This window comes from Burkholderia sp. MBR-1, from assembly GCF_013822785.1.
Lineage (GTDB): Bacteria > Pseudomonadota > Gammaproteobacteria > Burkholderiales > Burkholderiaceae > Burkholderia > Burkholderia vietnamiensis.
The window spans coordinates 668,511-691,368 of sequence record NZ_CP053609.1 but is presented as its reverse complement, the minus strand read 5'-3'; the positions used below and the strand labels follow the sequence as shown (position 1 = coordinate 691,368).

21 protein-coding genes are annotated in these 22,858 nt (G+C 70.2%); 11 read left to right on the top strand and 10 right to left on the bottom strand.

Annotated features, from left to right (window positions below):
- Positions 1–272: 272 nt before the first annotated feature.
- Positions 273–1,355: a LysR substrate-binding domain-containing protein gene (locus tag MBR110_RS03240; RefSeq protein ID WP_085954494.1), complete on the bottom strand. Its 1,083-nt coding sequence runs from the start codon at positions 1,353–1,355 to the stop codon at positions 273–275.
- A 106-nt stretch (positions 1,356–1,461) separates the two neighbouring features.
- On the opposite strand from MBR110_RS03240, the gene MBR110_RS03235 reads away from it, so the two are divergent.
- Entirely contained in the window at positions 1,462–2,901 is a 1,440-nt protein-coding gene (locus MBR110_RS03235) for an MFS transporter (RefSeq protein WP_181709163.1), read from the top strand.
- A gap of 177 nt (positions 2,902–3,078) precedes the next feature.
- Here the strand turns inward: MBR110_RS03235 and MBR110_RS03230 are convergent, their stop codons facing one another.
- Genes MBR110_RS03230 through MBR110_RS03220 form a run of 3 tightly spaced genes read right to left on the bottom strand, consistent with a single transcriptional unit; the run spans position 3,079 to position 7,064 of the window.
- On the bottom strand, positions 3,079–5,304 hold the full coding sequence (locus MBR110_RS03230; RefSeq protein WP_181709162.1) for a xanthine dehydrogenase family protein molybdopterin-binding subunit: 2,226 nt from the start codon (positions 5,302–5,304) through the stop codon (positions 3,079–3,081).
- Positions 5,301–6,299: an FAD binding domain-containing protein gene (locus tag MBR110_RS03225; RefSeq protein WP_011886194.1), complete on the bottom strand. Its 999-nt coding sequence runs from the start codon at positions 6,297–6,299 to the stop codon at positions 5,301–5,303. Before MBR110_RS03225 ends, MBR110_RS03230 begins: the two co-directional genes overlap by 4 nt.
- A gap of 18 nt (positions 6,300–6,317) precedes the next feature.
- Positions 6,318–7,064 (bottom strand): (2Fe-2S)-binding protein, encoded by a 747-nt coding sequence (locus MBR110_RS03220; RefSeq protein WP_059475952.1) that lies wholly within the window; start codon positions 7,062–7,064, stop codon positions 6,318–6,320.
- 545 nt (positions 7,065–7,609) lie between these two features.
- Between MBR110_RS03220 and MBR110_RS03215 the strand changes: the two genes are divergently transcribed.
- Together MBR110_RS03215 and MBR110_RS03210 are read left to right on the top strand one after the other, a co-directional pair.
- Entirely contained in the window at positions 7,610–7,888 is a 279-nt protein-coding gene (locus MBR110_RS03215; RefSeq protein ID WP_045578722.1) for a hypothetical protein, read from the top strand.
- Positions 7,889–7,937: 49 nt separating this feature from the next.
- Positions 7,938–10,058, top strand: a complete 2,121-nt coding sequence (locus MBR110_RS03210) for a phosphocholine-specific phospholipase C (RefSeq protein ID WP_059894325.1) — start codon at positions 7,938–7,940, stop codon at positions 10,056–10,058.
- A gap of 42 nt (positions 10,059–10,100) precedes the next feature.
- Here MBR110_RS03210 and MBR110_RS03205 read toward each other — a convergent pair whose 3' ends face one another.
- A complete protein-coding gene (locus MBR110_RS03205) occupies positions 10,101–10,724 on the bottom strand; it encodes an RBBP9/YdeN family alpha/beta hydrolase (RefSeq protein WP_011886198.1) in 624 nt (207 codons plus the stop codon).
- 243 nt (positions 10,725–10,967) lie between these two features.
- Here MBR110_RS03205 and MBR110_RS03200 point away from each other — a divergent pair, with 243 nt between their 5' ends.
- The 5 genes from MBR110_RS03200 to MBR110_RS03180 are packed head-to-tail and all read left to right on the top strand — an operon-like array spanning position 10,968 to position 14,046.
- Entirely contained in the window at positions 10,968–11,405 is a 438-nt protein-coding gene (locus MBR110_RS03200; RefSeq protein WP_059991980.1) for a VOC family protein, read from the top strand.
- A 4-nt stretch (positions 11,406–11,409) separates the two neighbouring features.
- Entirely contained in the window at positions 11,410–12,351 is a 942-nt protein-coding gene (locus tag MBR110_RS03195; protein WP_046424092.1) for a 2-hydroxyacid dehydrogenase, read from the top strand.
- Between the two features lie 29 nt (positions 12,352–12,380).
- A complete protein-coding gene (locus MBR110_RS03190) occupies positions 12,381–13,313 on the top strand; it encodes a hydroxymethylglutaryl-CoA lyase (RefSeq protein WP_011886201.1) in 933 nt (310 codons plus the stop codon).
- Between the two features lie 23 nt (positions 13,314–13,336).
- Positions 13,337–13,843 (top strand): YbaK/EbsC family protein, encoded by a 507-nt coding sequence (locus tag MBR110_RS03185; RefSeq protein WP_011886202.1) that lies wholly within the window; start codon positions 13,337–13,339, stop codon positions 13,841–13,843.
- Positions 13,840–14,046 (top strand): DUF1289 domain-containing protein, encoded by a 207-nt coding sequence (locus tag MBR110_RS03180; protein ID WP_011886203.1) that lies wholly within the window; start codon positions 13,840–13,842, stop codon positions 14,044–14,046. Before MBR110_RS03185 ends, MBR110_RS03180 begins: the two co-directional genes overlap by 4 nt.
- Positions 14,047–14,337: 291 nt before the next feature.
- Here the strand turns inward: MBR110_RS03180 and MBR110_RS03175 are convergent, their stop codons facing one another.
- Positions 14,338–15,240, bottom strand: coding sequence for a DMT family transporter (locus MBR110_RS03175; RefSeq protein ID WP_181709161.1), 903 nt, complete (start codon positions 15,238–15,240; stop codon positions 14,338–14,340).
- Positions 15,241–15,352: 112 nt separating this feature from the next.
- Between MBR110_RS03175 and MBR110_RS03170 the strand changes: the two genes are divergently transcribed.
- Entirely contained in the window at positions 15,353–15,844 is a 492-nt protein-coding gene (locus MBR110_RS03170; protein ID WP_011886205.1) for an Lrp/AsnC family transcriptional regulator, read from the top strand.
- Between the two features lie 102 nt (positions 15,845–15,946).
- Here MBR110_RS03170 and MBR110_RS03165 read toward each other — a convergent pair whose 3' ends face one another.
- On the bottom strand, positions 15,947–16,843 hold the full coding sequence (locus MBR110_RS03165; protein WP_011886206.1) for an alpha/beta fold hydrolase: 897 nt from the start codon (positions 16,841–16,843) through the stop codon (positions 15,947–15,949).
- 274 nt (positions 16,844–17,117) lie between these two features.
- Between MBR110_RS03165 and MBR110_RS03160 the strand changes: the two genes are divergently transcribed.
- Positions 17,118–18,077 (top strand): NAD(P)H-dependent flavin oxidoreductase, encoded by a 960-nt coding sequence (locus MBR110_RS03160; RefSeq protein WP_011886207.1) that lies wholly within the window; start codon positions 17,118–17,120, stop codon positions 18,075–18,077.
- Positions 18,078–18,327: 250 nt separating this feature from the next.
- On the opposite strand, the gene MBR110_RS03155 is transcribed toward MBR110_RS03160, so the two are convergent.
- The 3 genes from MBR110_RS03155 to MBR110_RS03145 all read right to left on the bottom strand — a co-directional run bounded on the left by MBR110_RS03155 (position 18,328) and on the right by MBR110_RS03145 (position 21,384).
- A complete protein-coding gene (locus MBR110_RS03155; RefSeq protein WP_011886208.1) occupies positions 18,328–19,287 on the bottom strand; it encodes a LysR family transcriptional regulator in 960 nt (319 codons plus the stop codon).
- Between the two features lie 176 nt (positions 19,288–19,463).
- On the bottom strand, positions 19,464–20,540 hold the full coding sequence (locus tag MBR110_RS03150; protein ID WP_011886209.1) for a porin: 1,077 nt from the start codon (positions 20,538–20,540) through the stop codon (positions 19,464–19,466).
- Between the two features lie 340 nt (positions 20,541–20,880).
- Positions 20,881–21,384, bottom strand: coding sequence for a hypothetical protein (locus tag MBR110_RS03145; protein ID WP_034192510.1), 504 nt, complete (start codon positions 21,382–21,384; stop codon positions 20,881–20,883).
- Positions 21,385–21,739: 355 nt separating this feature from the next.
- On the opposite strand from MBR110_RS03145, the gene MBR110_RS03140 reads away from it, so the two are divergent.
- The gene (locus MBR110_RS03140; RefSeq protein ID WP_046424086.1) at positions 21,740–22,777 is read left to right on the top strand and encodes a bile acid:sodium symporter family protein; all 1,038 of its coding nucleotides are present in this window, start codon (positions 21,740–21,742) and stop codon (positions 22,775–22,777) included.
- Positions 22,778–22,858: the final 81 nt, after the last annotated feature.

The following is a 22,858-nucleotide window of genomic DNA, read 5'->3' as shown; positions in this document are numbered from 1 at the left end:
ACGGCGCCGCTGCGCGACACGGCCGTCGGCGCGCGGGCGAGCGGGCGAGCGGGCGAGCGAACGAGCGAACGAGCGAACGAGCGAACGAGCGAGCGGGCGCGCAGGCGAGCGGGCGCGCGGGCGAACGCGGCGGACGATCGAACGGGCTACCGTCGATGCGGCGGCGTGCCGGACGCTCACGCCGCCCATCGAAGCCTGAGCGCCAGCGGCGAGCGCGCCCGCCCACTCTCAAACTGCACGCGCCGCCTCGCCCGACACCGCCCCGACGAACCTCAGGCCGCCAGCGCCACCGCGTCGCGCCGGGTCGCGTCGCGCACGGCCTGCGTCACGATCTGTGCGAGCCGTTCCACGGTCGGCGTCGCCGACGACGTGCGGCGCAGCAACAGCAGCGGCAGGCTCGGCAGCGCGGGCAGGCCGCACGCGGCCGTGTCGAGTGCGCGCACCGACGCGGGCAACCCGTAATGCGAGCGCACCGTGACGCCCAGCCCGGCCGCCGCGGCCGCCCATAGTCCGGCCAGGCTCGGCGTGGTGAACGCGACGCGCCACGGCAAGCCCGCGCGGTCGAGCGCGTCGGTCGCCGCGGCGAAGAAGCGGCACGGCCGGTCGAACACGACGAGCGGCAGCGGCTCTCCACGCTCTGCCTGCTCTGCCTGCTCTGCCTGCTCTGCCTGCTCTGCCTGCTCTGCCGGCGCACCCGGCGTGCGCTCCGCGGCGGCGCTCGCAGCGCCGTCGCGTGCGGCATCCGGCATTGCGCCGGCGTCGGCCACGCCGACGTCGCCCGCGCCCACCGCCGCGATCCACTGCATCGGCACCTGGGCGATCGCATCGCTGTCGATGCCCGCGCGCGACATCAGGCTCGCCGATGCCGGATCGCCCCACACGAGCGCGAGATCGAGCTGGTTCGCGTCGAGCCGCTCGAGCAGCTCGGCATTGCGCGCGACGCGCGCCTCGATCCGCACCTTCGGATGCGCGCGCGCAAAACGCCCGAGCACGTCGGGCAGGATCGCTTCGCCGAAATCCTCCTGCAGCCCGACCCGCACCCAGCCGTCGAGATTCACGCCGCGCACGGCCGCGGCCGCTTCGTCGTTCAGTTCGATCATGCGGCGCGCGTAGCGCAGCATCGCGTCGCCCGCGTCGGTCAGCGCCAGCCCGCGCCCGGCCTTCACGAACAGCGGCGTGCCGGCCTGCTCCTCGAGCTTGCGGATCTGCGCGCTCACCGCCGACGACGAGCGCGCGACGCGATCGGCCGCCTTCGTGAAGCTGCCGAGGTCGACGCCCGCCACCAGGCTGCGCAGCGCCGCGACATCGAAATTGGGACGCGCAAGCGCGGCGTCGCTAGGGTCTCGCATCGGCATCTCGATCATCCCGTTTTGTCGAACGATTCATCAAAAACTTTCCAATTTTCAGGATGAATGTAGGTCGCCACACTGACGATGTCAATTTGCACACGGACCCGTCGTCATGGATACCTCCTGCCTCGCTTCCCCGTCCGCGCGCGCCGGCGCTGCGCGCGGCCCGGCGCATCGCTGGCGCGTGCTCGCTGCCGGCGTCGCGGCGAACATGAGCTTTTCGGCCGCCGCGGCCGGCATTCCGACCACCGCCGTGTGGATGCGCTCGGCCTATCACCTCGACAACGCCGCGCTCGGCCTCGTGCTCGGCGCGCTGGGCTTCGGCGTCGCGCTGTCGGAGTTGCCGTGGGGCATCGCGGCCGATCGCTTCGGCGATCGTCGCGTGCTGCTCACCGGCCTCGTCGCGACCGCCGCGATGCTCGCGGTGATGGTCGCCGCGATCGTGCCGAGCGCGCATGCCGTGCCGCCGCTGCTGCGCGTCGTGGCGGCGATGTGCTGCGTCGGCCTGCTCGGCGGCAGCGTGAACGGTTCGAGCGGACGCGCGGTGATGCGCTGGTTCGGCGAACGCGAACGCGGGCTCGCGATGAGCATCCGGCAGACGGCCGTGCCGCTCGGCGGCGGCGTCGGCGCGGCGCTGCTGCCGGCGCTCGCGTCGCATGCGGGCTTCGCCGCGGTGTACGGCGCGTTGATGCTGCTGTGCGCGGGATCGGCGGCGCTCACGTGGCGCTGGTTGCATGAGCCGCCGGGTGGGGTGGTTGCGTTCGCGCCGTCCGCCACTTCCGCCACTTCCGCCGCATCGGTCGCATCGGTCGCGACGGCTACATCCGGCGCATCAGACTCATCGGACTCGTCGTTCGCATCCGCCGCATCGGTCCCATCGGCAACATCCCGCACATCCGACTCATCGGTCGCATCCGTCGCGCCGGCCACCTCGAGCACCTCGACCACGCCGCCCGCCGCACAGCAAGCGTCCGCCGCTCCCGCGCGCGGCCCGCTGGCGAGCGCCCGCGTGTGGCGCATCGTGCTCGGCATCGGCGCGTTGTGCGCGCCGCAGTTCGCGGTGCTCACGTTCGCGACCGTGTTCCTGCACGATTTCGGCCGGCTCGGGCTCGCCGGCATCAGCACGGCGATGGTCGCGCTGCAGGCCGGCGCCATGGTGATGCGCGTGTGGAGCGGCCGCCATACCGACCGGCACGGCAACCGGCGTGCGTACCTGCGCGGGTCGGTCTGCGTCGCGGCCGGCGCGTTCTCGCTGCTCGCCGCAGCGACGGCCGCCAGCCCCTACGTTCCGCTCGGCGCGATCGTCGCGATTCTCGTGTTCGCCGGCATCTGCGTGTCCGCGTGGCACGGCGTCGCGTACACCGAACTGGCGACGCTCGCCGGCGCGAACCACGCGGGCACCGCGCTCGGGATGGCGAACACGGTCGTCTATCTCGGCCTGTTCGCCACGCCGCTCGCGATCCCGCCGCTGCTCGCCGTTAGTTCGTGGAGCGTCGTATGGCTCGCGACCGCGTTGATCGCAGCGGCGACTTATCCGCTGTTCGCACGCTAACTCACGAGCTAATCGACGGACCAAGCCACCCGCCGACTCACGCGCGGGCGAGTCGGCGCGCGGCACATGCCACGCGATACACGCGGCACATGCAGCCGCAGCCGCACGCGCTCGCACCGCGCGCGACAACGCCCGATGCACAGCAACTTGCGGCGCAGAACCCCGCGCCGCTGACGCTCAGCCCATCGCCGACGTCACCACCTTGTCGAGCGTGATCGGCAGATCGCGCACGCGCACGCCGGTCGCGTGATAGACGGCATTGGCGATCGCGGCCGGCACGCCGGTGATGCCGATCTCGCCGATCCCGCGGATGCCGAGCGGATTGAAATGCGTGTCGCGCTCGTCGACGAAGATCACGTCGAGTTCGCCGATGTCCGCGTTCACCGGCACGTGATATTCGGCGAGGTTCGCGTTCGTGAAGCGGCCGTGCCGCACGTCGAGATACGACCCCTCCTCGAGCGCGGTGCCGAGCCCCCACACCATGCCGCCGATCAGCTGGCTGCGCGCCGTCTTCGCGTTCAGCACGCTGCCGACGCTGTATGCGCCGACGATGCGCGGCACGCGGATCGTGCCCAGCTCGGCGTCGACGTGCACCTCCGCGAACACCGCCCCGAACGAATGCGACGCATAGCGCGACTTCTCGTCGCCCGGCTTCGTCGTCGCCTGCACGTCGATCGGCCGGCCGCCCGCGCGCGCGATCACCGCCGCGGCGGGATCGCGCCGCGACGGATCGCGGCGATGCACGACCCAGCCGTCGTCGACCGTCACGTCGTCGGCCGCGACGCCGTGCAGCGGCGAACCGGGTGCGCCCACGGCCAGCGCGATCAGCTGCGCGCGCGCCTGCAGCGCGGCCTCGCGCACGGCAGGCGCGACGCTCGCCGCCGTCTGCGAGCCGCCCGACACCGGCGCGCGCGGCAGCCCGGAGTCGCCCAGCACGAAACGCACGTCGCGCACCGCGAAGCCGAGCGCGTCGGCGGCCACCTGCGTCATCACCGTGTAGGTGCCCGTGCCGATGTCCTGCGTGCCCGATGCCACTTCGGCCGTACCGTCCGGCAGAATGCGCGCGCGCGCCGACGCCTCGCTGCGGTTCGCCGGGTACGTGGCGGCCGCCATCCCGAGACCGATCAGCGTGTCGCCGTCGCGCATCGTGCGCGGCGCGCCGGTGCGGCGCGACCAGCCGAAGCGCTGCGCGCCGAGCCGGTAGCACGCGCGCAGTTCGTTGCTCGACCACGGCTTGCCGTCCTGCGGATCGACCTGCGCGTAGTTCGCGAGCCGCAATTCGACCGGGTCCATCCGCAGCTGCCACGCGAGTTCGTCCATCGCCGACTCGAGCGCGAACGACCCCGACGCCTCGCCCGGCGCGCGCATGAAGGTCGGCGTGCCGACGTTCAGCGACACGATCCGGTGCGTCGTCGCCTGGTTCGGCACCGCGTACATGATCCGCGACGGCATCCCGCACATCTCGGTCCAGTCCTCGAACGTCGAGGTGGTCACGATCGAATCGTGGCGCATCGCGGTCAGCGTGCCGTCGGCGCGTGCGGCCAGCACGACGCGCTGCTCGGTGTACGGCCGCGAGCCGACCGGACCGAACATCTGCGGCCGCGTCAGCACGAGCCGCACCGGCCGACCGGCCTGCTTCGCGGCCATCGCGCACAGCGACACGTGCGACCACGACGAGCCCTTGCAGCCGAAGCCGCCGCCGAGGAACGGCGACAGCACGCGCACCTGCTCCGGCGCGATGCCGAACACCGCGGCCACCGCGGTGCTCGCGCCCGACACGCCCTGCGTCGCGTCGTGCAGCGTGAGCGTCGGGCCGTCCCAGCGGGCCATCGTCGCATGCGGCTCGATCGGGTTGTGATGCTGCATCGGCGTCGTGTAGGTCGCGTCGATGCGCACCGCGCCTTCGCGCAGCCCCGCGTCGACGTCGCCGCGCTGCGTGTCCATCGGCCGCCCCTGCTGCTTCGGCGGCACGCGCGCGGCCGCCTTCTCGCGCGCGAAATCGAGCGCGGCGGCGCCGGGGCGATAGCGCACGCGCACCGCATCGGCGGCGGCGCTCGCCTGCTCGAGCGTCTGCGCGACGACGACCGCGACGGGCTCGTTGCTGTAGCGCACCGTGTCGTCCTGCAGCAGCGTGAGGTGCCGGCCCGCGGGCGGCGACAGCGGCGGCCGGCCGCCGTTGGGCAGCCGCATCGCGTTCTCGTGCGTGATCACGAGCAGCACGCCGGGCATCGCCCGCGCACGCGCCGTGTCGATCGATTCGATCCGCCCGGCCGCGATCGTGCTCGTCACGAGCACCGCGTGCGCGAGCCGCGGATCGGCGAATTCCGCCGCGTAATGCGCGCCGCCCGTCACCTTCAGCATGCCGTCGACGCGATCGAGCGGCTGTCCGGTCAGCGTGTTCATGCTGCACCTCCATTGGCTGCGGCGCGTTTCACCGCGCGCACGATCGCGCGCTGCGCGAGCGCGACCTTGAACGCATTGCCGTCGAGCGGCCGCGCATCGCGCAGCGCGAGCGCGGCGGCGTCGTGCAGCAACGCATCGGTCGGCGCGCGTCCCGCGAGATGCTGCTCGGCGAGCGTCGCGCGCAGCGGCTTGTGCGCCACACCGCCGAGCGCGATGCGCGCCTCCTCGATGCGCGCGCCGTCCATCCGCAACGCGGCCGCCACCGACACGAGCGCAAACGCGTAGCTCGTGCGATCGCGCACCTTCAGGTAATGCGCATGGCCGGCGAAGCGCGGCGGCGGCAGGTCCACCGCGGTGATCAGCTCGCCGGGCGCGAGCGTCGTGTCGAGATCGGGCCGGTCGCCGGGCAGGCGGTGAAACGACTCGAACGGAATCTGCCGCGCGCCGCGCGGGCCGCTCACCTGCACGACGGCGTCCAGCGCGGCGAGCGCAACGCTCATGTCCGACGGGTTCACCGCCACGCACTGCGGGCTCGCGCCGAGAATCGCGTGCATCCGGTTGTGGCCGCCGATGGCCGCGCAGCCGCTGCCCGGCTCGCGCTTGTTGCATTGCGCGAAGGCCGTGTCGTAGAAGTACGGACAGCGCGTGCGCTGCATCAGGTTGCCGCCGATGGTCGCCATGTTGCGCAGCTGCGCCGACGCGCCCGCGAGCAGCGCCTGCGACAGCAGCGGATAGTCCGCGCGGATGCGCGCATGATCGGCCGCATCGCTGTTGCGCACGAGCGCACCGATCCGCAGCCCGCCGTCGGGCAGCGCGTCGACCGTATCGAGGCCCGCGATGCGCGTGATGTCGATGAGCGCGACCGGTCGCGCCACGCCGCCCTTCATCAGATCGAGCAGGTTCGTGCCGCCGCCGATGAACGCCGCGCCCGGACGCTGCGCCGCGCGCACCGCGCCGGCGACGTCGGCCGCACGTTCGTAGGTGATCGCTTCCATTGCGATGCCCTCCGCCGGCTATGCGCTCGCCGCGTGCGCGGCGCGCACGGCGGCGACGATGTTGGAATACGCGCCGCAGCGGCACAGGTTGCCGCTCATGCGTTCGCGGATCTCGGCGTCCGTCAGCTGCACCGGGCGATGCCGCACGTCGGCGGTGACCGCGCTCGCCGCGCCGGCCGCGAACTCGTCGAGCAGCGCGGTCGCGGCGCACACCTGGCCGGGCGTGCAGTAACCGCACTGGAACGCATCGTGTTCGACGAACGCGCGCTGCACCGCGCTCGGCACGCCGTCGCGCGCGAGCCCTTCGACCGTCGTGATGCGCTGGCCTTCGTGCATCACCGCGAGCGTCAGGCACGCATTGATGCGCCGCCCGTCGACGAGCACCGTGCAGGCGCCGCACTGCCCGCGGTCGCATCCCTTCTTCGTGCCGGTGAGCCCCGCGTACTCGCGCAGCGCGTCGAGCAGCGTGACGCGCGGCTCGAGTTGCAGCGTGTACGCGCGTCCGTTGATGTCGAGATGCACCGGCCGCGCGGGCACCGCGTCGCGGTGCGCAGGCGGCGCTGCGGCGGCCTCGCCCTGCGCATGCACGTGCGGCGCGGCGCCGACCGTCGCGGCGGCCGCCGCCGATTGCAGGAAGCGGCGACGCGCCGCGCTCGACGGCGTATCGGCCGGCTGCGACGGCGCCGGCCGGCCTTCGCCGAGCGGCGCGCGCGACGCGGCGCGCCCGGGTTCGGCAGATGAGGAATCGGATCGATCGGTGGACATGAGTTCTGCTCGCTCGATGAGGGATGGACGCGGATAGGCGGCCCGTGCCGGACCGGTCGTGCGCGAGCGCGCGCGCAGCGGCCCTCGGAGCAATTCCGGTGCCGCGCAGCAGCGATGCCGGCGTGCGTGCGCCGAGCACTCGGCCGGGATCGCGATGCGCGGCCGTATCCGAGCGCTGGATGGCGGCACGCTGACGCGCTGCTGGCAACGCGCCGACGAAGCGGCAACAAATACCGGCTCGCGGCATCGGAGGCGACATATCGACCGCCGCTCGCGCGCTGGCCGCGTCGCACTGCGCGCACATCGCGCGCGACACCGGTTCGCGCCTTCGCGTTGCACACGCATGTAAATGCGGCACGTCGTGCGCGTCCCGCTGGCAAATTCCGCCATGCACGTCTGCCTCATGCAGCCTTCGCCGAAAGCCACGGGACAGCTTCGCGAAAGCGTTTCGCGATCATGTTCCGGTCGCAAACGATTCACCGAAACGTCGCATCGCGCCGGCATACTGGAAAACGTTTGCCGATCAGCCTGCCAGGAGAGAAGTGATGCGTCGTGTCGTCGTTGCCGCCGTTCTGTGTGCCACCGCGCTCGTCGCCGCCTGCAGCGACGACGCGCCGCACGACGCGCAAGCGGCCGACGCGTCGCAGCAGGCCGGCGCGTCGTCGGGCACCGCGAGCGCGTTCAACAGCGATGCCGGCGCGCACGCTGCCGCGGCGGATGCCGCGCCGCTCGCGCCGCCCGTCGTCCACTTCCCGCCCGACGACGACGACGATGCAAAACCGGCGGCCGATGCGTCGGCCGCCGCGGCATCGTCGCCGCATTGATCGCGCCGTCCCCGCTCCCGTCCCGTTCGCAGAACCGAGGTAAAACGACATGACGTCATCCAGCCGCCGCCGTTTCCTGCATACCGTCGCGCAATCGGCGGGCGCCGCCGTCGCGCTCAACGCCTTCCCCGAATCGATCCGCCGTGCGCTCGCGATTCCCGCCGCGCGCGGCACCGGCACGATCCGCGATGTCCAGCACATCGTCGTGTTCATGCAGGAGAACCGCTCGTTCGACCATTACTTCGGACACCTGCGCGGCGTGCGCGGCTACAACGACCGCTTCCCGATCCCGCTGCCGAACGGCAAGCCGGTGTGGTACCAGCCGTCGAAGGAGGATCCGGGCAAGCCGGTGCTGCCGTTCCGGCTCGACACGAAGACGACCAGCGCGCAATGTCTCGGCGCGCTCGACCACTCGTGGGCGAAGACGCACGCGGCGATCGACGGCGGCCGCTACGACCAGTGGCCCGCGAACAAGACCGACATGACGATGGGCTATCACGTCCGCGACGACATCCCGTTCCACTACGCGCTCGCCGATGCGTTCACCGTCTGCGACAACTATTTCTGCTCGCTGCCGGGGCCGACGCACCCGAACCGCTCGTACCTGATGACCGGCACGATCGATCCGACCGGCAAGTTCGGCGGCCCGCTGCTCGACAACGCCGACTACGTCGACGGCGACCTGCCGCCCGCCTACCAGCTGCTGTCGTGGACGACCTTCCCGGAACGGCTCGAGGCGCGCGGCGTGTCTTGGCAGATCTACCAGCAGGGGCTCACGTGGGCCGATCCGTACAACGGCAACTACGGCACCAACATCCTGCAGAACTTCGCGAACTTCATCGACGCGAAGCCGGGCTCGTCGCTGTATCAGCGCGCGCAGACGGTGCGCACGCTCGACAACCTGAAGGACGACGTGATCAACGACCGGCTGCCGCAGGTGTCGTGGCTGCTGCCGCCGGCCGCGTTCTCCGAGCATCCGAAATACACGCCCGCGTACGGCGCGAACTACACGTCGCAGATCCTCGACGCGCTGACGTCGAACCCCGACGTGTGGGCGAAGACGGTGCTGTTCATCATGTACGACGAGAACGACGGCTTCTTCGATCACGTCGTGCCGCCGCAGCCGCCGACCTCGGCCGCGCAGGGCGCCTCGACGGTGACCACCGACGGCGAGCTGCACACGGTCGTGAACCCCGGCCGCGGCGGCAGCTATACGGCCGACGGGCTGCCGTACGGCCTCGGGCCGCGCGTGCCGATGACGGTCGTGTCGCCGTGGTCGAAGGGCGGCTTCGTGTGCTCGCAGGTGTTCGACCACACGTCGGTGATCCGCTTCATCGGCGAACGCTTCGGCGTCGACGAGCCGAACATCACGCCGTGGCGCCGCACCGTGTGCGGCGACCTCACCGCCGCGTTCGACTTCCGCTCGTCGGACGCGACCTTCCCGGCGCTGCCCGACACGAGCCAGTACCGCTCGATCGCCGATCAGCAATGCACGTCGCAGCCCGCGCCCACGGTGCCCGCGACGCCGTCGCCGATCGATCCGCAGGAGCCGGGCGTGCGGCCGGCCCGCGCGCTGCCGTACGAGCTGCACGTGAACGCGAGCATTTACGGCGGCAACACGCTGCGCATCGAGTTCGCGAACCGCGGCAACCAGGGCGCGCACTTCCACGTGTACGCGACGAACCGCACCGACGGCCCGTGGCGCTACACGGTCGGCGCGCGCCGCGTGCTGCACGCGGACTTCGATCTGACCGAGACGAACGGCGCGTATGCGTTCTCGGTGTACGGCCCGAACGGGTTCGTGCGGGTCTTCGCGGGCGACGTGTCGGCCGCGACGGCGCGCCGCCGCAACCATGCGCAGCCCGAGGTGAAGGCCGGCTACGACGTCGCGAACGGCAATCTGTATCTGAAGCTGCGCAATCAAGGCAGCGGCCACGTGACGTTGACGCTGACCGACAACGCGTACGGCGCGCCGTCGCGACAGGTCACGCTGCACGGCGGCGACGAGCGCGTCGAGCAATGGGCGCTCGCGGCGAGCCATCATTGGTATGACGTGACGGTGAGCGACGGCGCGAACCCCACGTTCTCGCGGCGCTTCGCGGGCCACGTCGAGAACGGCCGGCCGAGCTATTCGGACCCGGCGGCGGTGAAGCCCGTCACGGTGTCGTAAGCGGGGTGACGCGGGGTGTGACGCGGGCGCGCGCCGCGCGCGTCACACCGCATGCGCGAGCGCGCGCTCGACGAGCGCGCGGTCGAAGCCGTCGGCCGCGTCGCGAAAGCGCAGCGGCGCCGCGCAATGCACGAGCGTGTCGATGAAATACTTCGCGCGCGGCCACGGCCCGAAGCCCGCCGCGGTGTTGACGTGCCCCGCGTCGCCGAGGTTCACGAACGCGCTGCCGAGCTGCCGCGCGAGCGTGCGCGCGTCGGCGAGCGGCATCCACGGATCGGTCTCGCTGCCGATCACGATCGACGGCACCGCGAGCCGGCGCGCGTCGAACGGCCCGGCGAACGTGAACTTCTTCGGACTGGCCGGCGCGACGAGCAGCACGCCCGCGACGTCGGCGGCCTGCGGCCATTGCGCGAGCGCATGCGCGGCGGCGAGGCAGCCGAAGCTGTGCGCGGCCAGCACGAACGGGCCGCGCTCGCGCTCGAGCAGCGCGCGCACCGACTGCGCCCAGCGCACGAGGTCGGGCGCATCCCAGTCGGCCTGCTCGACGCGCAACGAACGCGCGAACTGCCGTTCGAGCCAGCTCTGCCAGTGGGCGCCTTCGCTGCCGTGCAGGCCCGGAACGGTCACGAGCCGCGGCGGCCACGCCGATTTGCTGCATGCGCGCATGATTGCCCTCGCTTGCGTTGCTTGAAGACGAGCGTCGATTCTCGCGCGCCGCGCATCGCGGCCGAACCAATTTTTTGTGCTTTGCTTGTGCGCGGGCTGCACGCGCCGCGGCCGCTCGGCGTCGCCGGCAGCCCGGCGACGGCGCAACGCGCCGCGAGACCGTAGAATGTGGGCTTCCCGCTTGCCATGCACCGGATCGGAGCCGCGCGCCGCCGCGCCGTTCCGATCGACAGGAGATGCCCGATGTCCGCTTCGCCCGCCGGCGCGCTGCGCCCGTTCCATCTCGCCTTCCCCGTGACGAGCCTCGCCGCCGCGCGCGCGTTCTACGGCGGCCTGCTCGGCTGCGCCGAAGGCCGCAGCTCGGAACACTGGGTCGACTTCGACTTCTTCGGCCACCAGCTCGTCGCGCATCTCGCGCCGGACGAGACCGGCAAGAGCGCGGTGAATCCGGTCGACGGCGACGACGTGCCGGTGCGCCATTTCGGCGTCGTGCTGTCGATGGACGAATGGCATGCGCTCGCCGATACACTCCGCGCCGCGCACACGCGTTTCGTGATCGAGCCGCACATCCGCTTCAAGGGCGAGGTCGGCGAGCAGGCGACGATGTTCTTCCTCGATCCGTGCGGCAACGCGCTCGAGTTCAAGGCATTCGCCGACATCGGCCAGCTGTTCGCGAAGTAAGCGGATGAAGCTCCTGTTCTATACGCCGCACCAGGAAGCCGGCGCATGGCGCGACGCGCTCGCGCACGCGCTGCCCGACGCCGAGCTGCGCGAGTGGCAGCCGGGTGACACGGCCGCGGCCGACTACGCGCTCGTGTGGCGCGCGCCGCGCGCGCTGTTCGCGCCGCGCGAGCGGCTGCGCGCGATCTTCAATCTCGGCGCCGGCGTCGATGCGCTGCTCGCGCTCGAGCGCGCGCATCCCGGCACGCTGCCGCCCGACGTACCGCTCGTGCGGCTCGAAGATTCCGGCATGGCGCAGCAGATGATCGAATACGTGACGCACGCGGTGCTGCGCTACCTGCGTCGCTTCGACGAATACGACGCGCTGCAGCGCGAGCGGCGCTGGGAGGTGCTCGAGCCGCATCCGCGCGCGCGCTTCACGGTCGCGGTGCTGGGCCTCGGCGTGCTCGGCGCGCAGGTCGCGCAGGCGCTCGCCGCGCTCGGCCTGCCGGTGCGCGGCTACAGCCGCAGCCCGAAGCAGCTCGACGGCATCGCGACCTTCGCCGGCGAGCATGCCTTCGACGCGTGCATCGACGGCGCGAAGGTGCTCGTCAACCTGCTGCCGAGCACGCCCGACACCGACGCGATCCTGTCCGCGCGCACCTTCGCGCGGCTCGCGCCGGGCGCGTACCTGGTGAACGTCGCGCGCGGCGCGCATCTGGTCGAAGCCGACCTGCTCGACGCGCTCGCGAGCGGCCGCATCGCGGCCGCGACGCTCGACGTGTTCGAGCACGAGCCGCTGCCCGCCGACCATCCGTTCTGGCAGGCGCCGCGCATCACGATCACGCCGCACAGCGCCGCGCTGACGCTGCGCGACGAAGCCGTCGAGCAGATCGCGGGCAAGATCCGCGCGCTCGAGCGCGGCGAGCCGATCGGCGGCATCGTCGACCGCGCGCGCGGCTACTGAATTCGCACAACATGACACTGGAGACAACCATGACGTTCCCCACCGCCGTCAAGATCGTCGAAGTCGGCCCGCGCGACGGGCTGCAGAACGAGAAGGCCTTCGTGCCGACCGACGTGAAGATCGCGCTCGTCGACCGGCTGTCGCGCGCCGGCTTCCGCAACGTCGAGTCCGCATCGTTCGTGTCGCCGAAGTGGGTGCCGCAGATGGCCGACGGCGCCGACGTGATGGCCGGTATCGAGCGTCGCGCGGGCACCGTGTATTCCGTGCTCACGCCGAACCTGAAGGGCTTCGAGAACGCGCTCGCCGCGCGCGCCGACGAAGTGGTGATCTTCGGCGCGGCGAGCGAGGCGTTCTCGCAGCGCAATATCAACTGCAGCATCGCGGAAAGCATCGCGCGCTTCGAGCCGGTCGCGCAGGCGGCGAAGGACGCCGGCCTGCGGCTGCGCGGCAGCGTGTCCTGCGCGCTCGGCTGCCCGTACCAGGGCGACGTGCCGGTCGCCTCGGTGGTCGACGTGGTGGAGCGCTTCGCCGCGCTCGGCTGCGACGAGATCGACATCGCCGACACGATCGGCGTCGGCACGCCGAAGCGCACGCGCGAGGTGCTCGCGGCCGTCACGCGCGTGTTCCCGCGCGAGCGGCTGTCGGGCCACTTCCACGACACCTACGGCCAGGCGCTCGCGAACATCTATGCGGCGCTGTTCGAAGGCATCGAGATCTTCCACGCGTCGGTGGCCGGCCTCGGCGGCTGCCCGTACGCGAAGGGCGCGACCGGCAACGTCGCGACCGAAGACGTGCTGTACCTGATGCAGGGCCTCGGCATCGACACCGGCATCGACCTCGCGCAGGTGGTCGCCGCCGGCGACTTCATCTCCACTGCGATCGGCCGCGCGAACGCATCGCGCGCCGGTCGCGCACTGCTCGCCCGCGCGCAGAGCGCCGCCGACGCGCCGAGCTGCACCTGAGCCTCACACTTCCGGACTCACCCATGACGACACCCACTCCGTTCGACACCCTCCCCGATTCCGCGCGCCGCGTCGCGCTGCTGCTGCGCGAACGCGGGCATGCGAAAGACATCGTGATGCTCGCCGAAACCGGCAAGACCTCCGCCGAAGCCGCGGCCGGGCTCGGCTGCGCGGTCGCGCAGATCGCGAAGTCGATCCTGTTTCGCCGCGAGTCGGACGGGCTGCCGGTGCTGGTCGTCGCGAGCGGCGCGAACCGCGTCGACGAAAAGAAGGTCGCGGCGCAGGTCGGCGCGGTCGGTCGCGCGGACGCGAAGTTCGTGCGCGACAACACCGGCTATGCGATCGGCGGCGTCTGTCCGATCGGCCATCTCGTCGAACCGGTCACGCTGATCGATGCGGATCTCCTCGCGCTCGACAGCCTGTGGGCGGCCGCCGGCCATCCGCACGCGGTGTTCAACCTGTCGCCGCAGGAGCTCGTCGCGCTGACGGGCGCGCCGGTCGCCGACGTCGCGCTGCGCAACGACGCATGAGCGACACGCCGGTACCGGTCGGCACGGTGACCTCGCCGTGCACCGACGTCTGCAGGATCGATCCGCGCACCGACTGGTGCGCGGGCTGCCTGCGCACCCGCGACGAAATCAAGGGATGGCGCGCGTCGGACGACGACGCGCGACGCGCGCTGCTCGCGCGCCTCGATGCGCGCCGACGGCTGATCGCACGCAGCGGCGCATAAAAAAATGCCGTTCGGCCTGCGTGGCGAACGGCATGAGATCGGAATCCTGTGAACGTGATCAACGTCACAGCCCGCATCATACGAGCGACCGTGCTGCATCGCATCGGGTGTTTCCCTACAACTTCTTACAGTGGCGTGGGGGAGTGAGCGGGGGGCGCGGATCGGGCTTGGGGTTGGGGCTTGGGGTGTCGAACGGCGGGCGTCGGGCGTCGGGCATCTGCCGTCGCCGGCAAGCCATTGCAGCAAATCCCGGCCGCGAGCCCTGACGGCAAGCCGGAGCGCGCGACCGTCTCAGTTGCCGGGCGCCGCGCGGCGCGCCGGCACGATGCGCCAGCCGAGGTTCACGCCGGCCGCCGCGACGAGGATCAGCAGCGCGCCGAGCACCTGCGTCCACGCGAGCGTCTGCCCGTACGCGATGCGATCGACGATGATCGCGACGACCGGATAGACGAACGACAGCGCGCCCGTCATCGCGACCGGCAGCTTCTGGATCGCGCCGTACAACAGCACATACATCACACCCGTGTTGATCACGCCGAGCACGACGAGGTCGAGCCACTGCGCGGCCGTCGCCGGCAACGTGCCGAACTGCGCGAACGGCGCGAGCAGCACGACGCCGAGGCCGACCTGCAGCAGCGCGAGCAGATGCGGCGGCGTGCCCTTCAGATGCTTCGTGACGATCGACGACAGCGCGTACAGGAACGCCGCACCGAGCGACAGCGCCACGCCTTCGAGATATTCGCCGGGCACCGCGAGCACCGCCGGCTCGACGCGCACCACGCAGACGAGGCCGATGAACGCGACCGCGAGCCACGCGAGCGTCGACGCGCCGATCCGCTCGCGGAACACGATTGCGCCGAGCGCGACGAGCATGAACGGCTGCGTGTTGTAGACGGCGGTCGCCATCGAGATCGACGCGCGCGAATACGCGGCGAACAGCAGCAGCCAGTTCGCGACGATCGCGAGGCTGCCGAACGCCGCGAGCGTGAGCATGCGCGGCGAGAACAGCGCGCGGCGCAGCATCCCGAGCGCCGCGCAGACGATCGCGAGCGTCGCCGCGCCGAACACGCAGCGAAAGAACACGACGTTGGACAGCGGCTGCTGCGACGACATCACGAGCCAGCCGATCGTGCCGGACATCAGCATCGCGACCAGCATCTCGGCGGCGCCGCGGCGGATTTCGTTCGAGGCCATCGTGGGCTCCGGTGGCGAGGGAAGATGACTTCGATTCTAGGAGCTTGCTTTCCGTGCATCCACGGCTAGACTGAAGCGAAACCGCCGATTCACCTTCGAAACCAAAGCGATCATGTCGAAACGCCTTTCACCGCCGGCCGCGGTATCGCTGGACGCGACCGACCGCGCGATCGTCGCCGCGCTCGCCGACGATGCGCGCATCGCGACCAGCGAACTGGCGCGGCAGATCGGGCTGTCGGCGCCCGCGACCGCCGATCGCGTGCGGCGGCTCGAAGCGCAGGGCGTGATCACCGGCTTCACCGTCGAGCTCGATCCGCGCGCGCTCGGCTACACGCTGCAGGCGATCGTGCGCGTGAAGCCGTTGCCGGGACAACTGCATCTCGTCGAAGACGTGCTGCGGCGCATTCCTGAATTCGTCGAATGCGACAAGGTCACCGGCGAGGACTGCTTCATCTGCCGGCTGTACCTGCGCACGATCGAGCATCTCGACGACATCCTGTCGAAAGTGACGGAGCGCGCCGAAACGAGCACGGCGATCGTCAAATCGACGCCCGTGCCGCGCCGCCTGCCGCCGCTCGTCGACGACGACGCGGGGCGACGCTGACGGGCACTGAAAGCGACTACGTACCACTCGGCGCCACTCAGCGCCAGCGCGCGTGACCAATGCGAGCGCGCCGGGCGCGCATACTGCCGCTTGTACTGCCGCTCAAGCAGCCGCGTCGCGCGCGTCGAAGAACGCCAGCAGTTCGTCGATCAGCGCCGTGGGCGCTTCTTCCGGAATGTAGTGGCCGCAGTCGAGCGCGCGGCCGCTGACGTCGCGCGCGACGCGCCGCCATTCTTCCAGCGGATCGAAGCACCGTGCGACGGTCCCGTTCGCGCCCCACAGCACGCGCAGCGGGCACGCGACCTTGTTGCCGCGCTCGAGGTCCGCACGATCGTGTTCGAGATCGATCGTCGCCGAGGCGCGGTAGTCCTCGCACATCGCATGCACGGCGCCAGGCTGCGCGAGCGCCGCGCGATAGGCGTCGAGCGCCTGCGGCGCAAACGGCGCGAGTCCGGCCGAGCGATTGCCCATCACGCGCTCGATGTACGCGTCGGTGCGGCCTTCGATCAGCGTTTCGGGCAGCGGCTCCGGCTGGATCAGGAAGAACCAGTGGAAATACGCGGTCGCGAACGCGCGGTCGGTCTGCTCGTACATCGCGAGCGTCGGCGCGATGTCGAGCAGCATCATCCGCTCGACGGCCGCCGGATGATCGAGCGCGAGCCGATGCGCGACGCGCGCGCCGCGATCGTGTGCGCACACGTGAAATTGCGTGAAGCCGAAATGACGCATCACTGCGAGCTGATCGGCGGCCATCGCGCGCTTCGAATACGGCGCATGCTGCGCATCGCTCGGCGGCTTGCCCGACGCGCCGTAGCCGCGCAGGTCGGTGGCGATCACCGTGAAATGACGAGCGAGCGTCGCGGCGACGCGATGCCAGATCATGTGGGTTTGCGGGTGACCGTGCAGCAGCAGAAGCGGCGGCCCCGCGCCTCCTTTGACACCGAAGATGTCGGTGTCCTGCACCGTCACGCGAAACGGTGCGAACGCGTCGAACGACATGGTTTGTTTCTCGTCGGTTTGTTATTGGCCGGTATTGTAGGAGGCTTGGCACATCGCTGCGCGCAATCAACAGCCGAATGCGTAGAGACAGAACACTCCCTCGATTGTCGGCACGCCGTGCGCTTTGCTAAGCTCGCGTAGAATCGCACGATCGTTCGTATCAATACGGACGCGCCGCTGCGCAGCTACACTCGAACTTTCGTTCGACTGCAAGCACCGATGCCGGCGTCGGCACGCACACGACCCGGCCGCCCTCGAGACTGGAGACAATCACATGGCATTGCCCGCTGTCCTGCAGAATCTGACGCTGCCCGTCATCGCGTCGCCGATGTTCATCGTCAGCTATCCCGAACTCGTGCTCGCGCAATGCAAGGCGGGGATCGTCGGATCGTTCCCCGCGCTCAATGCGCGCCCCGCGGAACTGCTCGACGAGTGGCTCACGCAGATCCAGTCGGCGCTGGCCGACCACAAGGCGCAGCACCCGGATGCGGTGATCGGCCCGATCGCGGTGAACCAGATCGTCCACCAGTCCAACGAACGGCTCGAGCACGACGTGCGCGTGTGCGTCGAACACAAGGTGCCGATCTTCATCACGAGCCTGCGCGCGCCGGCGCGCGAGATCGTCGACGCGGTACACAGCTACGGCGGCATCGTGCTGCACGACGTGATCAACCTGCGCCACGCGCAGAAGGCGCTGGAAGCAGGCGTCGACGGGCTGATTCTGGTCGCGGCCGGCGCCGGCGGCCATGCGGGCACGACGTCGCCGTTCGCGCTCGTCGGCGAAGTGCGCAGGATGTTCGACGGGCCGATCGTGCTGTCGGGTGCGATCGCGAACGGCGGCTCGATCCTCGCCGCGCAGGCGATGGGCGCGGATCTCGCGTACATGGGCACGCGCTTCATCGCGACGCAGGAAGCGCACGCGGTCGACGAGTACAAGCACGCGATCCTCAACGCGAAATCGTCGGACATCGTCTATACGAACCTGTTCACCGGCGTGCACGGCAACTACATCCGCGAGAGCATCGAGCGAGCCGGCCTCGATCCGGACGCGCTGCCGGAATCGGACAAGTCGAAGATGAATTTCGGCAACGACAAGGCCAAGGCGTGGAAGGACATCTGGGGCGCCGGCCAGGGCGTCGGCCTGATGGACGACCTGCCGAGCGTCGGCGAGCTCGTCGAGCGGCTGAAACGCGAGTACGACGACGCGAAGGCGCGGCTCGGCATCGCACGCTGACGGATACGCGCGGCGCGGGCGCCGCGTGTGCGGCGCGCGGAGGTCGCGCGGATGTCACGCAGACGTTGCGGGTGCGCCATCACGCGGACCACTGCAAGTCGCACGCACCGCGAGCGCGTCGCGTCACTGGCGTCGCTCGTTCATTCGCGCCACTCGCGTCAACCGCGTCAACCGCGCCGCAATAAAAAAAGCGCGAACCCAGTTACGGTTCGCGCTTTCTTCATCGACGCACGCTCGCGTGCAAACCCAGTCAAGCTCGCTTGATTCGCGTGATCGGCAGCACGCGCAGCCGCGCCTCGATCGACGGGCACAGCGACTGCCCTTCGAAGCGCGCGGCGAGGAAATCGACGAACGAGCGCACCTTCGCCGATACGTGACGGCGGCTCGCGTACACCGCATAGATCGGCGCCTCGTGCGGCGGCACCGCGTCGAGCAGCAGCGGCACGAGCCGGCCGGATTCGATGTCGTCGCCGACCACCTCGGTGCCCAGCAGCGCGATGCCCGCGCCCGCGAGCACGGCCGCGCGCAGCCCTTCGAGATGGTTCACGATCAGGTTGCCGTTCAGGTTCACGCGCGACGCGGCGGCCGCGTCGATCACCAGCGCATCGAGCGCCGAGGCGCTCGACTCGCGCCGCAGATAGTTGTGGTACGCGAGATCGGCGATCGTCTGCGGCGTGCCGCGCCGCTCCAGATAATCCGGCGACGCCACCAGCAGAATGTGCGCGGTCGCGATCTGCCGCGCGACCAGCGACGACGACTTCAACCCATTCGGCGCCGCGCGCACCGCGACGTCATAGCCTTCCTCGATCAGATCGACGACACGGTCGGACAGTGTCATGTCGACGGTCACGTCCGGGAACCGGCCCGCATAGTCGGTGACGGCCTGCATCACGTGCCGCAAGCCGAACGCCGACAGCGACGTCACGCGCAACCGCCCCTGCGGCACGACGCTCGCGGCGCCCACCGCCTGCCCTGCCTCGTCGAGTTCCGACAGCGCCTGCACGAGGCGCTCGTAGTATTCGCGTCCCGCCTCGGTCGGCGCGACGCGTCGTGTCGTACGATGCAGCAGCCGCGCGCCGAGCTGCTGCTCGAGATGCATCACGTGCTTGCTCGCCATCGCGGCCGACATCTGCATGCGCTCGGCCGCGCCCACGAAGCTGCCTACTTCGACGACGTACCGAAACACATTCATGCTGACGAGGGTATCCATCGAACTAGCCCGCAATTCCTAGGTAATCATGCAATTTGGCAATAGGGTAACAAAGGCGAGGAAACATAAAGGTCAACAAACGCAAAACGGCGCCGCGGTGAGCGGCGCCGTTCGTGGGCGGGCAGGCCGACATGCCGGCCGCGCGCGCAGCGTCTGCGCGGCGGCGACAGCGCGAATCAGAACTTCGCGCGGATGCCGGCGCCGAACGTGTTGCCGTTCGACAGCCCGCTGATGTGGTCGTTCATGTACGCGGCGTAGACGTCGGTGCGCTTGGACAGCGGGTAATCGTAGCCGACGGCCCAGGTCTGGCGCGTCTGGTCGAGGCCGCCGGCGTCGCGCGAGTACGCGTACGACGCCATCGCGTTGCCGACGCCGAGCGGCACCGAGACGCCGCCCTGCGCGGTGTTCACGTGCCAGCTGCCGGTTGCCTGATCGTTCTTCGTATACATGTACTGGCCGAACAGCTTCACGTACTTCAGGTCGTAGGTCGCGCCGACGAGCCCGATGCCCTGGCTCTTCAGGCCGGTCACGAGCGAGCTGAGATCCTGCGGGCCGTTGTTGAAGTTCACGTACTGGTAGACGGCGGTCGCCGCGAACGGGCCGTTCGCGTAGTTGAACTGGGCGCTCCACTTCTTCGAGCGGTTGTCGCCGGCCGTGTTGCCGAGCGCATACATCGCCGCGAAATTCAGGCCGCCGAACGACGGCGACGTGTACGACAGCGCATTGTTCCAGCCCGAATCGCCGACCGCGCCCTGGTCGCTCGGATAGGTCGGGAAGGTGCCGAGGCCGAGGAACACGTGGTACACCATCGGCGAGAACGTGTACGAGTCGTAGAACGGGTTGAACAGGATCGTCGACAGGAACAGGTGCGTCGTCAGGCGCCCCGCCGTCACCGTGCCGTACGGCGAGCTAACGCCGACGTACGCGTTGCGGGCGAAGAACGTGTCGCCCTGGAAGCGGCCGAACTGGCCGTTCTGCGCCCGGAAGAAGCTCTCCACCGTGAAGATCGCCTTGTAGCCGCCGCCGAGATCCTCCGCGCCGTGCAGGCCCCAGTACGACGTCGACATCCCGCCGCCCGACACGTTCCATGCGCGATCGCTGCCCGGGAACTTGGTCGCGCCCACCCACTCGTCGACCTGACCATAGAGCGACACGCTCGACTGCGCATGGGCGGGTGCGGCGGCGGCGACGCAGGCGGCCGCGGCGATCAGGTTGACGGACGTGCGCGACGCACGGCGAGCGAATGCTTTCATGGGATCTCCAGGTTTTGTCGATAGTCGATAAGCGGCGCGAGCGTTGTTTTTGGGGCCGAGTGCTTGCGTCGTGTGGGGCGCAGCCATCTTTACGGAAGATTTATCTGACCAAAATTGCGCGCACTTATTGCGGGTATAGCGGCGGCATTAACTTCTCGGCGCGAACATGCGCGGCGGCGCATCGCGGCAGCCCGGCGCGGGACGGACACGCGGCCGGCCGGCCGCGCGGCGCGCGTGCCGGGCGCGAAAGATAGCGCAATGCGTCGGGAAAATCAGCGGAAATGTGTGGGCGACTGTGGCGAATTCGCATCACAGCGCGGGGGACGAGCCCGCGGTGCGCTCAGTTTCGGTAGAACGGCGAGAAAAACGGCGAGCGGCCGGATTCTTCCTGCGCACGCGGCGGCGGCATCGGACGGCCGCCGCGCTCCTCGTTGTAGCGCGCGACGTCCGCGCGGATCGAGCCCGCGCGCAGCGGCACGTTGCCGCCGCCGGACGGATGCGGCACCTGGCGCGAATCGGCGCTGATCGGCCGGTACGGGTTCTGCGCGGCGTAGTGGCCATACGACGGCGTCGGCCGCAGCCCCCAGCGGGCGCCGTAGCCGTTCACGCCGCCGCTGCGCACGCCGCCGGCCGGCGCACCGCGACGCCATACCGGTACGCCCGCGGCCGGTTGGCCGTATGCGCGCGTGCCGGCGCCGAGGCCATGACCGAAGCCGTGACCGAAACCCTGGGCGCCGAAACCTGCGCCGCCGCGCGGCGGCTGGGCAAGCGCGAGCGGCACCAGCAGCGCGCAGAGCGCCCCTGCCACCCATCGTCCGATCTTCCGTTTCGCCCGTTCCGCCATCGCTCAGTGCCTGTTGCGGCCCGCAGCCGGACACTCCCCGGCCGACGCAAGCCTTTCAGCAGTAATTTATGGGTGGCCCGAAACGGTGTCGAGCCAAAAAGTGTTAGGTCGCCGGCATCGGTGTAACACCATGTTACTGCTAGGTTTTTTCACTTCCTGACGCGATCGTCGCAGAACATTCTTCGGTGGATTGGCGCAGATTTCGACCCGCCGCGACGCCGGCTCCCGTGCAATGGAATCATCAATCGATTCCCACAATGAATTTGTGTATTGAATTCGCTGGCCGGACAATAGCGGCTTCGCGCGCGCGACACGCGCGCCTGCCCCCGCCGTTGTTTCCGACTCGAGTTTCACCATGGCCCGTCCACGCTTTCTTCCCGACAATTTCACGCTCGCGCTGGTCGGCACCGTCGTGCTGGCGAGCCTGCTGCCGTGCCACGGCGCGGCCGCGCATGCGTTCAACTGGGCGACCAACGTCGCGGTCGGCCTGCTGTTCTTCCTGCACGGCGCGAAGCTGTCGCGCGAAGCCGTCATCGCCGGCGCGACCCACTGGCGGCTGCATGCGGTCGTGCTGCTCAGCACCTTCGCGCTGTTTCCGCTGCTCGGCCTCGCGCTGAAACCCGTGCTGCAGCCGCTCGTCACGCCGACGCTCTACGCCGGCGTGCTGTTCCTCTGCACGCTGCCGTCCACGGTGCAGTCGTCGATCGCGTTCACGTCGATCGCGAAGGGCAACGTGCCGGCCGCCGTGTGCGCGGCCTCGGCGTCGAGCCTGCTCGGGATCTTCGTGACGCCCGCGCTCGTCGGGCTGATGATCACGTCGCAGTCGGCCGCGGCCGCGTCGCCGTGGAGCACGGTCGGCAGCATCGTGATGCAGCTGCTCGTGCCGTTCATCGCGGGGCAGCTGCTGCGTCCGGTGATCGGCCGCTGGATCGACCGCAATCGCGGCGTGCTGCGCTTCGTCGATCAGGGCTCGATCCTGCTGGTCGTCTACGTCGCGTTCAGCGAGGCCGTGAACCAAGGGCTGTGGCATCAGATTCCGGCGCGCGCGCTGGGCGGCCTGCTGATCGTCAACATCGTGCTGCTGGCGATCGCGCTGCTGCTGACCACCTTCGTCGGCAAGCGGCTCGGCTTCAACCGCGCCGACCAGATCACGATCATCTTCTGCGGATCGAAGAAAAGCCTCGCGGCCGGCGTGCCGATGGCGAAGGTGATCTTCTCCGCGCAGGCAGTCGGCGCGATCGTGCTGCCGCTGATGCTGTTTCATCAGATCCAGCTGATGACATGCGCGGCCCTCGCGCAACGCTGGGGCGCGCGCGACACGAGCGGCGAAGATGGGGGACGGGTCGCCGCGGGCGCACGCGGCGGCCGCGGGCTGAACGCGGGCAGGCGCTGACGCGGGCGGGCGCAGGTGGCGTAGCGGTAGGAGGCGGTTGGCTGGGTGCTTGCCGCGGGCGGGGTTCGCGGGCTGCGGCGT

What these genes read in the sequence shown, in the direction of transcription:
- MBR110_RS03240 (WP_085954494.1), bottom strand. Translation starts at nt 1,355, where the DNA reads ATGCCGATGCGAGACCCTAGCGACGCCGCGCTTGCGCGTCCCAATTTC.
- MBR110_RS03235 (WP_181709163.1), top strand. Translation starts at nt 1,462, where the DNA reads ATGGATACCTCCTGCCTCGCTTCCCCGTCCGCGCGCGCCGGCGCTGCG.
- MBR110_RS03230 (WP_181709162.1), bottom strand. Translation starts at nt 5,304, where the DNA reads ATGAACACGCTGACCGGACAGCCGCTCGATCGCGTCGACGGCATGCTG.
- MBR110_RS03225 (WP_011886194.1), bottom strand. Translation starts at nt 6,299, where the DNA reads ATGGAAGCGATCACCTACGAACGTGCGGCCGACGTCGCCGGCGCGGTG.
- MBR110_RS03220 (WP_059475952.1), bottom strand. Translation starts at nt 7,064, where the DNA reads ATGTCCACCGATCGATCCGATTCCTCATCTGCCGAACCCGGGCGCGCC.
- MBR110_RS03215 (WP_045578722.1), top strand. Translation starts at nt 7,610, where the DNA reads ATGCGTCGTGTCGTCGTTGCCGCCGTTCTGTGTGCCACCGCGCTCGTC.
- MBR110_RS03210 (WP_059894325.1), top strand. Translation starts at nt 7,938, where the DNA reads ATGACGTCATCCAGCCGCCGCCGTTTCCTGCATACCGTCGCGCAATCG.
- MBR110_RS03205 (WP_011886198.1), bottom strand. Translation starts at nt 10,724, where the DNA reads ATGCGCGCATGCAGCAAATCGGCGTGGCCGCCGCGGCTCGTGACCGTT.
- MBR110_RS03200 (WP_059991980.1), top strand. Translation starts at nt 10,968, where the DNA reads ATGTCCGCTTCGCCCGCCGGCGCGCTGCGCCCGTTCCATCTCGCCTTC.
- MBR110_RS03195 (WP_046424092.1), top strand. Translation starts at nt 11,410, where the DNA reads ATGAAGCTCCTGTTCTATACGCCGCACCAGGAAGCCGGCGCATGGCGC.
- MBR110_RS03190 (WP_011886201.1), top strand. Translation starts at nt 12,381, where the DNA reads ATGACGTTCCCCACCGCCGTCAAGATCGTCGAAGTCGGCCCGCGCGAC.
- MBR110_RS03185 (WP_011886202.1), top strand. Translation starts at nt 13,337, where the DNA reads ATGACGACACCCACTCCGTTCGACACCCTCCCCGATTCCGCGCGCCGC.
- MBR110_RS03180 (WP_011886203.1), top strand. Translation starts at nt 13,840, where the DNA reads ATGAGCGACACGCCGGTACCGGTCGGCACGGTGACCTCGCCGTGCACC.
- MBR110_RS03175 (WP_181709161.1), bottom strand. Translation starts at nt 15,240, where the DNA reads ATGGCCTCGAACGAAATCCGCCGCGGCGCCGCCGAGATGCTGGTCGCG.
- MBR110_RS03170 (WP_011886205.1), top strand. Translation starts at nt 15,353, where the DNA reads ATGTCGAAACGCCTTTCACCGCCGGCCGCGGTATCGCTGGACGCGACC.
- MBR110_RS03165 (WP_011886206.1), bottom strand. Translation starts at nt 16,843, where the DNA reads ATGTCGTTCGACGCGTTCGCACCGTTTCGCGTGACGGTGCAGGACACC.
- MBR110_RS03160 (WP_011886207.1), top strand. Translation starts at nt 17,118, where the DNA reads ATGGCATTGCCCGCTGTCCTGCAGAATCTGACGCTGCCCGTCATCGCG.
- MBR110_RS03155 (WP_011886208.1), bottom strand. Translation starts at nt 19,287, where the DNA reads ATGGATACCCTCGTCAGCATGAATGTGTTTCGGTACGTCGTCGAAGTA.
- MBR110_RS03150 (WP_011886209.1), bottom strand. Translation starts at nt 20,540, where the DNA reads ATGAAAGCATTCGCTCGCCGTGCGTCGCGCACGTCCGTCAACCTGATC.
- MBR110_RS03145 (WP_034192510.1), bottom strand. Translation starts at nt 21,384, where the DNA reads ATGGCGGAACGGGCGAAACGGAAGATCGGACGATGGGTGGCAGGGGCG.
- MBR110_RS03140 (WP_046424086.1), top strand. Translation starts at nt 21,740, where the DNA reads ATGGCCCGTCCACGCTTTCTTCCCGACAATTTCACGCTCGCGCTGGTC.